The sequence below is a fragment of the Bartonella sp. TT121SHDZB genome (assembly GCF_042193415.1).
Lineage (GTDB): Bacteria > Pseudomonadota > Alphaproteobacteria > Rhizobiales > Rhizobiaceae > Bartonella.
In genome coordinates, this window is sequence record NZ_JBHILR010000004.1 from 127,185 (window position 1) to 139,644 (window position 12,460).

Below are 12,460 nucleotides of genomic sequence, written 5' to 3' on the forward strand. Positions count from 1 at the left end.
TAAAAATAATATAGTTGCGCGTAGGAAGACGATATAATTTGAAGAAGAGAAATCAGAAGGTGAAACATTTATTTTAAGATATTTTTTTGTAATTCATAATGCGATCAGAGAAATGCTGAAAGAGGTAGTGACTATCTTGTGGTCCAGGAGAAGCTTCGGGGTGATATTGAACAGAAAAAACTGGCTTTCCAATGATTCGAATACCACAGTTTGAACCATCAAAGAGAGAAATGTGTGTTTCTTGAACATGTTGTGGTAAAGAGGCCGCATCTACAGCGAAACCATGATTCATCGATACAATCTCAACTTTTCCGGTATTAAGGTCTTTAACTGGATGGTTGGCACCATGATGTCCTTGGTGCATTTTTATGGTTTTGGCGCCAACCGTAAGAGCAAGAAGTTGATGACCAAGACATATTCCAAAAATCGGTAAATTATGATCAATTAATGTTTTGATTGTTGGAATGGCATATTGAGCCGTAGCGGCAGGATCGCCTGGTCCATTAGAAAGAAAAACGCCATCAGGCTTCATTGCCAGAATTTCTTTTGCAGTTGTGTGGGCTGGCACAACAGTAATGCGTGCTTTTTGTGTTGCCATAAGGCGAAGAATGTTGCGTTTAACACCATAGTCAATTGCAATAATATGAAGATTGTGCACATTGTTTGTACCGTATCCTTTATTCCATCTCCATGGTTTTTCATCCCATTGCATTGATGATTGAGATGTCACGTCTTTCGTAAGGTCAAGATTGACGAGACCGTGCCATTTTTGCGCACGCTTCTTTAAAGAAGGAATATCAAAATTTCCATTAGCATCATGTGCAATGACAGCATTTTGCGCACCTTTTTCACGAATAAGAATTGTGAGTGCACGTGTATCAATACCACAAAGTGCAATAATTTTACGCGTTTTAAGCCATTGATCAAGGTTTTCATGAGCACGATAATTTGAGGGATGTGTAATGTCTGCCTTAAAAATAGCACCAACAGCACCATGACAGTTGAGAGACGTGAGAGCCTCTATGTCTTCACTATTTGCTCCTACATTTCCTATATGAGGAAATGTGAAATTAATGATTTGTTGTGTGTATGATGGATCTGTAAGGATTTCTTCATAACCTGTGATGGCGGTGTTAAAACACACTTCAGCTTCAGCAATACCTGTAGCACCTGCTCCTTTGCCTTCAATAACAGTTCCATCAGCTAATACTAAGAGGGCTGTAGGTTTGTTGATACTCCAAGGACTGCTAGATGAAATCGTTTGTATCATAGTGTGTATCCACAAGTTATTCTCTAAAAGAGATAATGATCAACTTTACACAAAAATCATACCAAAAACATACTTCTAACAAATGTTGTATATATTATTCTGGTAATGTTTCGCTTGAAACGGAGAGTATAAGTACATTCCATGAAGAGGTAAAGTCTTGTTTTGTCTTTTCTAAGATCGAGTCCTTAATTATTTTTTTATCCTCCATTGCAAGATGGATAAAGATTGGTCAAAAGGCATTTTCTGTTTGAACAAAATTGAATCAATTTATGTTGCGTGACTAGATTGAAGCAGCTCCTAGGGTTACTTTGAAAGTGCGAGATCGTGCGCATTTTGCTGCCCTTCATTTAATGAATGCTGCAGTTAGGAAGCGTGATATTCTTTATTATGATGAAGGGAGGATTGAAGTGGATGATTAGCAGATGCAGTCTGGTTTCACTAGCATGTTTCTAAAGAGTTTGGTTGCTTGGAATCGGTAGAAAGAGAACACGCAGAAATAAAAATTATTCGTGAATTTCTCTCCTATCAGTTTGAGGAGATGGAAGGAGAACAGGCTATTTTTGAAGCTTTAGCACAAACAAAAGCTAAAAAATTGCGCGATATCGGTAAGGTGATGTCATGGTTTAAGGGAAGCTAAGCGGGGCAAATGAATTTTTATAAAGTGTGCAATAATCTTTGTAAAAGATTGAAATAAATCTTACCAATTTAAGGATATGAGAAAATATTTTTTATTATACGTAGCCTTTGTAAGTCAGTAGAATGTTGGTAAATGGCATTTATCTTATACATACATGGCTCTTATAAAAAATAATTCTTTGAAATGGATGAATATGTTTTTAGGACTCATGGAGCAATAAAATATCTTTTCTGCATTATATTTTTCTATTCTTCAAAGTCATTACATCATAAAAAAAACAGTCTAACATAACAGACAATTTGAAAAATCTTTTTATATAAAAGGTATCATCGTTGTACCGGGAGGTAATTTTGCCTCATCTTCAGGTTCAACATGAATAGAAATACGCACATTATCAAATTCTTTTTGAAGAACTCCTTCGATTTTATCACAAATTTTATGTGCTTCCCCTACCCGCATTACAGCTGGCACAACCAAATGAAACTCTATAAAAGTAACCCTCCCAGCAACACGCGTCCGCAAATCATGGATCTCAAGCGCACCCGATGCATTTGCAGAAATTAGCTCCCGAATCCGCATGCTTTCATTCAATTCAACGCCAACATCCATTAATCCCTGAACAGCATTTCTAATCACCTTCCAGCCCTGTAAGAGAATATTAACGGCAACGATTATCGCTAAAATTGGATCTAAAGCTCCCCATCCTCCGACAAAACCGGCAATCAAACCAATTAAAATTGCAAGCGACGTAAAAACATCTGTTATAAAATGCACTCCATCAGCTTTAAGAGCCGGTGAGCGATGGAGTTTTCCCTGCCAAATAAGAACCATTCCCCACATACAATTTATGACAGTTGCAACAAGATGAATAACAAGCCATATTCCAGGTTTCTGCAATAATTTAACAGTGGAAAGAGCTATCCATGCTTCTCTTAAAACAACAATTGCCGCAATAATAATGAGTACCCCTTCTAGAACTGCGGAAAAATATTCCGCTTTATGATGCCCAAAGGGATGATCATGATCCGCTGGCTTCATACTCACTTTAACAGCCCACCATGCTGCTAATGACGCAAGAATATTAACGATTGCTTCCAATGCATCAGAATAAAGTGCAACCGAACCTGTGATGTGATATGTCCAATATTTCAAAGCAAAAACAATACACGCAATAAAAATAGAGTATAAAGTTAAGCTTTGTATATTGATTTTTACATCCATGAACCTCATCCTTTTCTTCACGAAATAAGGAATTAATATTTTCAACCATATCATGATACTTTTGGCATAACGACGATCTTTCCTCAATATTACAGAAGCTTCATCATACAATAAATGACTCAATACACCATTGTTATTGCAAAACTACCCAGTTACATGAACTTCACCAACAAAAGCTGAAGAGTAAAAAAGAGCTCTCCAAGAGCAATCAAACACATCACCTTCATTATCAATAGTTTTCTGAATAACTTAAAGCCACCTATGTTTCATGAACGAAAAATTTTTTTCTCAAATGTATCATGATTATGCATTATTTTTCAGTCTTATGATATGCATCATAATCAATCTACAAGCATCCATGCACCTTAGAAAAAAAATGATTGAGCACTTTGCTGTAATCTTACAGCTCAGCTGGATTTTAAAATATGATTTGCTAAAAAAATTTAGAAACAAAAAAGAAGAGCAATGATTACCCCCAAAAAGAATCTGGGCATTGGGGACCCAGATTCTTTTGCCTTAAAAATAAGGGTATACAGGACTTGGGAAATAGCGGGGACCCAAGACACTGCAGCCGATACAAGAAAAATATATTATCCTGCATCGGTATTTTTACAATACACTTATTACTATATGCTGTCAATAAAAATTCTACTGTAAGTTTAAAATAATATTTTTTTATCTCCCTTTTTAAAAATAAAACAAATTCTAACAGCTAGAAATTGTAAGAAAAAAGCATTAAAAATCTCGCATGCGTTTGAATATCACAACAATCGAAAAAACGGATGCCCCACACCTTAAAAGCCTATCATAATATCTGTGAAAAAGATCTTGTCGTCCAACAAGATCAATTTATTGCTGAAGGTAAAATAACATTGTCCGCATTCCTGCATTCGAAAGAATTTTCTGTCCTCTCACTATTTATCATAGCAAAACATTTCCCTGGACTTCTATCGTTTTTGGAAAAAACACTACCTCTATGTCCCATTTATTACGTTCCACAAAAAGACACATGAATAATATCACCGATTTCATGTTCATCATGATATTCTCGGTATTGGTAAACACAAAACGCCACCATCATTACAGAATTTTTTACAAAATCTTCCAGAAAAAGCTTTGATTCTGGTTTTAGGGGATATCTCGAATCACGATAATATGGGATTAATTTTTCGGAATGCAGCGATCTTTGCCAGTAACAGCATTATTGTCGACAAAACCTTATGCGATACACTTTATCGCAAATCCGTCAGAATTTCTGCCGATAGCTCCCTATACACAAAACGCTGATATGAATGACATTATATCTATTCTAAACGATGAAAGCTTTCATCTTTATGCACGCTCACCTTCTGCCTCGTCATACTCTCAAGCAAACAAACAAAACCAAGAAAATGGCACTTATTTCTAAAACAAAAGGCAATAGCTTGCCGCCCTATATACGACAATCATCAAAAAACTTACGTATTTCTATGACTAACGGTGTTGCCACAAACTCAGATATTGCACGCACCCATTTTACTGCCTTTGACTACTAAATATGGTAACACTTTAAGGTAAAAAATATCTGATAATGTGTGTTATCCTACCCAGCCCCTAATGTTGCTGTCCCCTAACCTTTGAGAACATTGATAAGAAACATTTTACATTTTTCTTATCAATGCTTTCCCCCCTACAATACTTATGATGTGCAAAAGACATGATTTTTATGGATTCAATCATAAAGCAAATTTACAATGAAAAAAACTTACGAAAGTCTCTCATTCACGTTGAAGGATAGAAATTATCATTATAAATCAATTTACTATCTTTTTATCAAGCCGTTGTTTTAAATTCAGAGGAAACAGAAGCTTTTGTTTCAAAATCGCACAAAACGCGCTTCAACATCATTTCAGTATCGGCTGCACGTTCTGAATGCGTTACAAATCCTCCCCCCAGAATACGTGCCTCATGACTATTTCCATCATAAAGAACGCAAGCTTGCCCTGGTGCCACACCACTTTCACATTCCAACAGATCAACAGAAAAAATACCTTCTTTATAATGCAAGCGCGCAAGATGAGGAGGACGCGTTGAACGCACCTTTACAGCCACCTCAATACCTTGAGAAGGGAATTTATCCAACGGCTCATCACCAAGCCAATTCACATCACGTAAAAAAAGCTTATGCGTTTCGAGCATTTCACGCGGACCAACAATAACACGAGCATTTTCCACATCGAGATAAACCACATAAAGCGCTTCACCAGTTGACACTCCAATACCACGACGTTGCCCCACAGTATAATTAACAATTCCCGAATGTTTGCCTAAAATCTTTCCATCGATATGGACAATAACGCCAGGATTAGCTGCTTCTGGACGCAATTTTGCGATAACATCTGAATACTTTCCTTGTGGAACAAAACAAATATCCTGACTATCATGCTTATTGGCAACCACAAACCCCATTTCTGCTGCCATTTCACGAACGCGCGCTTTTGGAAGGTCACCAAGTGGAAAACGCAAATAATCAATCTGTTCTTGTGTCGTTGCAAAGAGAAAATAACTCTGATCACGATCGTTATCAAGAGGACGAAAGAGTGCTCGATGCGATCCATGGGAACGCGAACGAATATAATGTCCGGTAGCCAAAGCATCTGCCCCCAATTCACGTGCAGTTGCTAATAAATCAGCAAACTTGACCGTCTGATTGCACGCAATACATGGCACAGGTGTCTCTCCATGAGCATAGCTTTCTGCAAAAGGATCAATAACAGCTTCGCGAAAGCGCTTTTCATAATCAAGAACATAATGCGGTATTCCTAATGTTTCTGCAACACGGCGTGCATCTTCAATATCTTGTCCCGCACAACATGCCCCCACCCGATGCGTTGCAGCCCCATGATCATAAAGCTGCAACGTAATGCCAATAACATTATACCCTTCCTTTTTCAAAAGACCTGCAACAACCGATGAATCAACTCCTCCCGACATTGCAACAACAATGCGAGAATCCTTAGGTTGCCCTGGTAAATCAAGACTATTTAAAAGCATGTATTCATTCTCTATTTAATGCTCTGTTTAATAGATACCCATAATGTTATTAACATTTTGATGCGCGCTCTTCACCATTTTTACATTATTGATTATTCTTTATATTGTTTTTTTATTCTTTTCACAACTATAGCATCACTTTCTTAAAAGCTGCTGCAAACAAAAAAAGAGTGATAAAAATAAGGCACTGTAAAAATCATTTTGAAGAAATTCTTTATAGAAAGCCTTTTTTGCTCTTTTTAAAAATCTGGCAAAATGCTGCAAGCAGCTCTTCTACACACTTTACTTTAACTTCTTTTTTATGCTCAATCACTTTATTAATTTTTTCTTTCAGCGCGTTTAGCTCTTTTTTAAATTTCATGCTCTATAAACGAATCAAGTCCTTGACTAAAGGTAGAGGATACGAATGACCAATTTGACAAAAACACAAATGAAATATGTTATTGGACCAGATGGCAGTCCACTTACAATTGCCGACCTACCGCCGCAAACAACACGGCGCTGGGTGATTCGTCGCAAAGCTGAAGTTGTTGCGGCTGTCAGAGGTGGATTGTTAAGTCTTGACGAAGCGTGTCAACGTTATACTTTGACTGTAGAAGAATTTCTTTCATGGCAAAGTTTGATCGATGAACACGGTTTAGCAGGATTACGAACAACGAGGACTCAACACTACAGGCATTAAGTTGCCATTGTTCATGATTCGATAACAGCTTAAAAAGACTCCATAAAACAGCCAAACTTTTACCAAGTTTAGCTGTTTTATATTATTTTCAAAAAATAAATCTGAAAGAATGGATCTTAATTGCTTTTATTATCCGGCCAGTGAATTAGATTGCATTAAAATATCCTCATCACCAGCGGCAGTCTTCTTTTCTCGTGCTTCCAAAAGCTGTGCGCGTTGTAGCTCTGTATCGGCTTCATGGAGCGCAATTTCAGCATTTGTTTTTTGAAGTTCTAAATCACGAATTGAATTGACCAGATTATCACGTCTTTGCCGCGCTGCACGCGCAAAAGCAGAATAAGCAAAATGGTGAACATCATTGTTTCCAGATTTACGTTCTTCATGAGTAATCTGTGCTTCCAACTCTAACACCATTCGTTCAAATTCTGCGATCATCATCCCAAGCTGTGCAATTTCACGGCGCTTTCCACGCACTTGAAACATCCTCAATCGCACCATATTTTCTCGTGGCTTCATACTCACTACTCCTTGATTGCGCAACTCAAAACTCGCATTCACACCCAATAAATATCTTTTAGTTATATGTCTATCCGACAAAAACAGTCTATTAACTTGAAACTATAATAATTTTGCCTTTCCTTAAAGCATCTGCAAACACACCTTGCTTTAAAGAGCAATAACTATTTTTTTACTTTTTCCCTCCACTATAAAACGAAGAGGTTTAAAGCTCAGTAAACAAACACTGAAATGGTAAAAAAGTAATTTACAGTGCGTTCTTACAAGATTTTTTTTAGATTTTAGATTAAAATTTATAGAAAAAGCCCTTTATTTTTTTATGTTAAAAAATATACGATTTTTCTAAAATAATTTTGTAGCCTCTTTTAAAAATAAAAATATTTTGTTAACCACTATCATGGATAGTGGGGAATTTAGTAGTGATTGTTACGCGTACTACTGAAATATTCATTAACGCTTTATTATAAGTGTTTGATTTCATGAATTTTTTTATAACAGTGTTTTTACTAACTGTTATAAAATAGAGATGCTCCTTGTGATTCGTGAAGGAGCGAAATGAGGGATTAAAAATGCGCGTATTATTAATTGAAGATGATAGAGCCGTTACTCAAAGTATTGAGTTAATGCTAAAATCAGCCAATTTTAATGTTTATATCACTGATCTAGGTGAAGAAGGTGTCGATTTAGGCAAACTCTATGATTATGATATCATTTTACTTGATCTAAATCTCCCTGACATGTCAGGGTACGATGTTTTGCGAACCCTAAGGTTGGCAAAAATAAAAACTCCTGTTCTTATCCTTTCCGGTATGAATGCTATTGAAGACAAAGTCCGTGGTTTTGGCTTTGGAGCAGACGATTATATGACAAAGCCTTTTCATAAGGATGAGCTCATTGCACGTATCCATGCAGTTGTTCGTCGTTCTAAAGGACATGCACAATCGGTTATTGTTACCGGTGATCTCACCGTTAACCTTGACGCGAAAACCGTTGAAGTTGCAGGACGCCCCGTTCATTTAACCGGTAAAGAGTACCAAATGCTAGAGCTTCTCTCTTTACGCAAAGGTACAACACTTACCAAGGAAATGTTTCTCAATCATCTCTATGGTGGAATGGATGAACCAGAACTAAAAATTATTGATGTTTTTATCTGTAAATTGCGGAAAAAATTGGAAGCGGTCTCTGCTAGTGTAAATTACATTGATACAGTTTGGGGACGTGGTTATGTATTGCGTGATCCAGTTGAAGAAAATGTACGAAAAACCGCTTAAGCAGTGAAAATGCACATTGTAAAATCTCGGAGTGTAGCGGGCCGAGATTTTGTCTTTGTCAAAAATAAAAAAACTCGCATACAAAAATCTCATATAGATAGGAAGCGTTTAAAGCTTAAGAAGTAACCACACCCTATTTACAAATATGATCTTATCGCTCGTAAGTTCAATCGAAGTCGCTTTTCCCCCCTAACGCGGCTTAAGCGCTTCTCTCTTATTCAAAGCTTTTTTAAACTTTCTAAAACAATACAACAATCTTTTTCATCAATATTTATTTTCATCTCAGTCATCTGGGCAAGTAACATTGTGTAATAAAATTGGATGACATGTGCATCAATAAGCTCTTTTTGAACTTCTCCATGATATAACGCAAGAAAATGAGGAGGAATACGGAGAGTTTTACCGAAAATCTCAAAACGAAAAGAACGTTTATTTTCCTCTTGCAGAATCATAACAACAATTTCACCGCCACGAGAAACTGTTGCATTTGCAATCAATAACAAATTAAGCAAAAGTTTAATTTCATCTTTTTGTAACAAAAAAGAAGGAGCCTGCCATTTTAAAGTTGCTTTTTCTTGCCGCATATATTGTTGAGCAACCTGCTCTGCAGCCCGTGTATCTATCTGTCCTCCACTTGCACCAGCAAAACCAAAAGCCAATCGCGCAAATTGTAGACGTGCAGAAGCACTCGCAACGGATAAACGCACTAATTGTAAAGCATCTTCTTCAGCTCCTCCTTCATCATAAAGCTCCATTGCATTTTGAATAGCCCCCACAGGTGAAATCAAATCATGGCAAATACGACTACAAAGCAAAGCAGCAAGATCCGTAGACTTCAAAGAGATATTTAATATCATAATGATTGAAAACTCCTAGATTCAAAAAAACAAACTTTATTTTAAAGAAAAACTCTTAACATCTGATGCATAATAGGAAACATTAACAATTATGCTAAAAAATTTTCAGAAATAAATTCAAGAATTTAAATAAGCTTACATCTTATTTTTTATTTGAATAGAATGAAAATTCTAATATTATCCTTTGTTGATCACTAATAAAAGGAGAAAACTCCATGGCTCACTCTCTTCTAAGATACTGGTACAAAAATATTATATCTTTAATCTTCCTTTTATTCGTCACTATAAACACTGCACATGCTCAACTAAAACCAATAAGGCAAAATGAACCTCATTATTCACTCCAAGAAATTATTGATTCCGGTCATATTTTTTTTGGAAAAACAGCGAGTGGTCTGGCTGTTGCAATTCAAAATATTTTTTCACAATACGGTTATCCCAATGCCTATATTTTAGGAGAAGAAGCTTCTGGAGCCTTTTTTGCTGGATTAACCTATGGCGAAGGAATGGTTTTTACCAAAAGCTATGGTCAACATAAAGTTTTTTGGCAAGGCCCCTCAGTAGGATGGGATTTTGGCGGCCAAGGCTCCCGTTTAATGATCTTAGTTTACAATCTTAATGGCATAAATAATTTATGGAAACGCTATGGTGGTATTTCAGGTTCGGCCTATTTAATTGCAGGTGTTGGTTTTCATGTCCTCAAATACCATGATACCTTATTGATCCCAATACGTACAGGAATCGGTGCACGCCTTGGTATAAATATAGGATATTTAAAATTAACACCTAGACCAACTTGGAATCCGTTTTAAACGGTTTCTTATTTGAAAAGGGGTATTATGCTTATTCAATCATTTCTTTTTTTTATACTTGGTGTTGCTTTCACTTCCTGGTTACTGGTGCTTTTATCTCCTTTTATTTGGCGTAAAGCCGTTCATTTTGCGTATAAAGATGTTTGTGCGCAAATGCCATTATCACTCGCGGAAATAGAAGCAAACCAGGATTTTCTTCGTGCACAACATGCTGTAGAATTAGCAAACAACCAACAAAAGTACGAATTTTTGCAAAAAAAATATGCCCAACAAAAAATACAACTGAGCCAAGTAACAGAACAATTTTATCGGCTATGCCTCCCTACAAAAGATACTCTCACCAAAGAAGCAATAGCAATCAAACAAAATATCGCCACACTATACACTTCCAAAGGAAAGACAAATGATTCGTGAAAAAATTGCACACTATCAGCAACGTTTACGAAAAATCCAAACTCATGAGCTTGACACGACTACTAACCACCAATTGCTGGAAGAACTCCGTGAAGAAACAAAAGAACTTGCAGCAATATTAGCAGCTCAAATAGCGCTACAAGAGGAGGATACATCACCCATCAACACATTGATTCAAAAATCCAAAAGCAAAAATGACCTAGCATCACGTATTCGCAAAAAAATAACGTTTCTCTCCAAAAGCCCCGTTAAATAAGTTATCTTTTAAAACACCTTAAATGGAGAGTAAAATCAACAAAGGTTCATTGTAACTTTCATAACCCAAATCCTTTTTATTAAACGTGACTTTCTAGCTAAGCTAAAGGACAATGTTTTTTAACCCATAGCGTTCTGTAAAAAAACATCTTCTTGTCTAACAGATTCACTTTCTAATCATATCACCGCCCTAAAGGATAACATTTCATAGTCCCTAGAAAGGAAATAACACCAAAATATTGGTCACACACTCTAACAAAAAATACCATCTAAGATGGATCACCAATAGAGCTTTGACCATAATTTAAAGGATAAAAACATGCTCTCAAGAGTGATAAAAATCTCTTATTTTTTTGATAATCATATCCTGATCCGTTTGTGTCAAGTAAGGATGCATTGGTAAACTTAAAACACACTCTCCCAAAGACTCTGAAACAGCAAGGGAATCTTTTACATAAGGGAAGTGTTTATAAGCAGGCTGTTGATGTAAAGGAATTTTATAATAAATCATTGTAGGGATAGAATTTTTTTGTAAAAAATCTTTTAATTTATCCCGTTCTTTTACCTTAATCGTATATTGTGCATAAGCAGAACGAATATTTTCTCCTATTTCTGGAACTGTAACAATATCTCTTAAGCCATTGGAATAACGTTGAGCAATTTCTACACGCTTTTCCATTTCATCTTCAAAGATCACAAACTTTTCTAGTAAAATTGCAGCCTGAATACTATCTAGGCGCGAATTCATACCAATACGTACATTGTCATATTGCGTTTCACCTTTACCATGAAACAAAATAGAACGTAAAAGTTCTGCCAAATGATCATCATTGGTCATCATAGCGCCTCCATCGCCATAACATCCTAATGGTTTTGCAGGATAAAAACTTGTGGCAGCCACATCACCAAAAGCACCGCACATAATATTACCGCTTCTTCCGCCCATAGATTGAGCAGCATCTTCAATCACAAAAAGGTTTTCCTTTACTGCCACTTGAGCAATTTGCACATAATCAGCAGGCAGCCCAAACAAATCAACAGCAATAATAGCCTTTGGCTTTAAACGTCCCTCTTTTTTTACCATTTTGATTGCGTGAGAAAGTTTTTCAACATCAATATTGAAGGTATCAGGTAAAACATCAACAAAAACAGGTTCAGCCCCCACCAAAGCAACCACTTCAGCCGTTGCTGAAAATGTAAAACTAGGACAAAAAACAGCATCTCCTGGACCAATATTTTTAGCCATAAGAGGCATCTTCAAAGCATCTGTTCCATTAGCACATGCAATCACATGTTTAACGCCAAGATATTCTGCCAATTTCTCTTCAAATTCTGTTACTTTTGGCCCCAAAATATACTTACCACTAGCGACTACATGCGCAATTGCAGAATTAATTTTATCTTCAATACGCGCACGCTGCGCCCCAAGGTCTATGAATTGCATATTAACTCCATTGATCATCACAAGAATGCAAAAGCGCTACCTATCTCT

13 protein-coding genes and 1 pseudogene are annotated in these 12,460 nt (G+C 36.5%); 7 read left to right on the forward strand and 7 right to left on the reverse strand.

All coding sequences use genetic code 11. The annotated features are described in order from the left end of the window. Window positions 1-73 precede the first annotated feature (73 nt). A complete protein-coding gene (carA, locus tag ACFIKI_RS03910) occupies window positions 74-1,270 on the reverse strand; it encodes a glutamine-hydrolyzing carbamoyl-phosphate synthase small subunit (protein ID WP_375665760.1) in 1,197 nt (398 codons plus the stop codon). 466 nt (window positions 1,271-1,736) lie between these two features. Between carA and ACFIKI_RS03915 the strand changes: the two genes are divergently transcribed. Beyond that, window positions 1,737-1,907 carry a GatB/YqeY domain-containing protein gene (locus ACFIKI_RS03915; protein WP_375665761.1) on the forward strand — a complete coding sequence of 57 codons (171 nt, stop codon included), beginning with the start codon at window positions 1,737-1,739 and terminating at the stop codon, window positions 1,905-1,907. Between the two features lie 312 nt (window positions 1,908-2,219). Here ACFIKI_RS03915 and ACFIKI_RS03920 read toward each other — a convergent pair whose 3' ends face one another. After that, window positions 2,220-3,128, reverse strand: a complete 909-nt coding sequence (locus tag ACFIKI_RS03920) for a cation diffusion facilitator family transporter (protein WP_375665762.1) — start codon at window positions 3,126-3,128, stop codon at window positions 2,220-2,222. Window positions 3,129-3,876: 748 nt separating this feature from the next. Here ACFIKI_RS03920 and ACFIKI_RS03925 point away from each other — a divergent pair. Further along, window positions 3,877-4,663 (forward strand): annotated as a pseudogene (locus ACFIKI_RS03925) (TrmH family RNA methyltransferase). Between the two features lie 277 nt (window positions 4,664-4,940). Here ACFIKI_RS03925 and mnmA read toward each other — a convergent pair. After that, a complete protein-coding gene (gene mnmA / locus ACFIKI_RS03930) occupies window positions 4,941-6,161 on the reverse strand; it encodes a tRNA 2-thiouridine(34) synthase MnmA (RefSeq protein ID WP_375665763.1) in 1,221 nt (406 codons plus the stop codon). Between the two features lie 214 nt (window positions 6,162-6,375). Beyond that, window positions 6,376-6,522 carry a hypothetical protein gene (locus ACFIKI_RS03935; RefSeq protein WP_375665764.1) on the reverse strand — a complete coding sequence of 49 codons (147 nt, stop codon included), beginning with the start codon at window positions 6,520-6,522 and terminating at the stop codon, window positions 6,376-6,378. A gap of 45 nt (window positions 6,523-6,567) precedes the next feature. On the opposite strand from ACFIKI_RS03935, the gene ACFIKI_RS03940 reads away from it, so the two are divergent. Continuing rightward, the gene (locus ACFIKI_RS03940) at window positions 6,568-6,843 is read left to right on the forward strand and encodes a DUF1153 domain-containing protein (RefSeq protein WP_375665765.1); all 276 of its coding nucleotides are present in this window, start codon (window positions 6,568-6,570) and stop codon (window positions 6,841-6,843) included. A gap of 129 nt (window positions 6,844-6,972) precedes the next feature. Here ACFIKI_RS03940 and ACFIKI_RS03945 read toward each other — a convergent pair whose 3' ends face one another. Further along, on the reverse strand, window positions 6,973-7,359 hold the full coding sequence (locus ACFIKI_RS03945) for a flagellar export protein FliJ (protein ID WP_375665766.1): 387 nt from the start codon (window positions 7,357-7,359) through the stop codon (window positions 6,973-6,975). Between the two features lie 569 nt (window positions 7,360-7,928). Here ACFIKI_RS03945 and ctrA point away from each other — a divergent pair. Continuing rightward, on the forward strand, window positions 7,929-8,630 hold the full coding sequence (gene ctrA / locus ACFIKI_RS03950; RefSeq protein WP_375665767.1) for a response regulator transcription factor CtrA: 702 nt from the start codon (window positions 7,929-7,931) through the stop codon (window positions 8,628-8,630). A 218-nt stretch (window positions 8,631-8,848) separates the two neighbouring features. On the opposite strand, the gene chpT is transcribed toward ctrA, so the two are convergent. Then, complete coding sequence (chpT, locus tag ACFIKI_RS03955; RefSeq protein ID WP_375665768.1) at window positions 8,849-9,487, reverse strand: histidine phosphotransferase ChpT; 639 nt, start codon at window positions 9,485-9,487, stop codon at window positions 8,849-8,851. 215 nt (window positions 9,488-9,702) lie between these two features. Between chpT and ACFIKI_RS03960 the strand changes: the two genes are divergently transcribed. From ACFIKI_RS03960 to ACFIKI_RS03970, 3 genes are read left to right on the forward strand one after another with little or no spacing between them, the layout of a single operon-like run. Next, on the forward strand, window positions 9,703-10,299 hold the full coding sequence (locus tag ACFIKI_RS03960; protein ID WP_375665769.1) for a DUF1134 domain-containing protein: 597 nt from the start codon (window positions 9,703-9,705) through the stop codon (window positions 10,297-10,299). 27 nt (window positions 10,300-10,326) lie between these two features. Further along, the gene (locus ACFIKI_RS03965; RefSeq protein WP_375623452.1) at window positions 10,327-10,713 is read left to right on the forward strand and encodes a hypothetical protein; all 387 of its coding nucleotides are present in this window, start codon (window positions 10,327-10,329) and stop codon (window positions 10,711-10,713) included. Then, complete coding sequence (locus ACFIKI_RS03970; protein ID WP_375665770.1) at window positions 10,703-10,969, forward strand: hypothetical protein; 267 nt, start codon at window positions 10,703-10,705, stop codon at window positions 10,967-10,969. Before ACFIKI_RS03965 ends, ACFIKI_RS03970 begins: the two co-directional genes overlap by 11 nt. Window positions 10,970-11,293: 324 nt before the next feature. Here the strand turns inward: ACFIKI_RS03970 and ACFIKI_RS03975 are convergent, their stop codons facing one another. After that, window positions 11,294-12,412, reverse strand: a complete 1,119-nt coding sequence (locus ACFIKI_RS03975; protein ID WP_375665771.1) for a DegT/DnrJ/EryC1/StrS family aminotransferase — start codon at window positions 12,410-12,412, stop codon at window positions 11,294-11,296. Between the last annotated feature and the right edge of the window lie 48 nt (window positions 12,413-12,460).

What these genes read in the sequence shown, in the direction of transcription:
- carA (WP_375665760.1), bottom strand. Translation starts at nt 1,270, where the DNA reads ATGATACAAACGATTTCATCTAGCAGTCCTTGGAGTATCAACAAACCT.
- ACFIKI_RS03960 (WP_375665769.1), top strand. Translation starts at nt 9,703, where the DNA reads ATGGCTCACTCTCTTCTAAGATACTGGTACAAAAATATTATATCTTTA.
- ACFIKI_RS03935 (WP_375665764.1), bottom strand. Translation starts at nt 6,522, where the DNA reads ATGAAATTTAAAAAAGAGCTAAACGCGCTGAAAGAAAAAATTAATAAA.
- mnmA (WP_375665763.1), bottom strand. Translation starts at nt 6,161, where the DNA reads ATGCTTTTAAATAGTCTTGATTTACCAGGGCAACCTAAGGATTCTCGC.
- ACFIKI_RS03940 (WP_375665765.1), top strand. Translation starts at nt 6,568, where the DNA reads ATGACCAATTTGACAAAAACACAAATGAAATATGTTATTGGACCAGAT.
- ACFIKI_RS03970 (WP_375665770.1), top strand. Translation starts at nt 10,703, where the DNA reads ATGATTCGTGAAAAAATTGCACACTATCAGCAACGTTTACGAAAAATC.
- ACFIKI_RS03945 (WP_375665766.1), bottom strand. Translation starts at nt 7,359, where the DNA reads ATGAAGCCACGAGAAAATATGGTGCGATTGAGGATGTTTCAAGTGCGT.
- ACFIKI_RS03975 (WP_375665771.1), bottom strand. Translation starts at nt 12,412, where the DNA reads ATGCAATTCATAGACCTTGGGGCGCAGCGTGCGCGTATTGAAGATAAA.
- chpT (WP_375665768.1), bottom strand. Translation starts at nt 9,487, where the DNA reads ATGATATTAAATATCTCTTTGAAGTCTACGGATCTTGCTGCTTTGCTT.
- ctrA (WP_375665767.1), top strand. Translation starts at nt 7,929, where the DNA reads ATGCGCGTATTATTAATTGAAGATGATAGAGCCGTTACTCAAAGTATT.
- ACFIKI_RS03920 (WP_375665762.1), bottom strand. Translation starts at nt 3,128, where the DNA reads ATGGATGTAAAAATCAATATACAAAGCTTAACTTTATACTCTATTTTT.
- ACFIKI_RS03965 (WP_375623452.1), top strand. Translation starts at nt 10,327, where the DNA reads ATGCTTATTCAATCATTTCTTTTTTTTATACTTGGTGTTGCTTTCACT.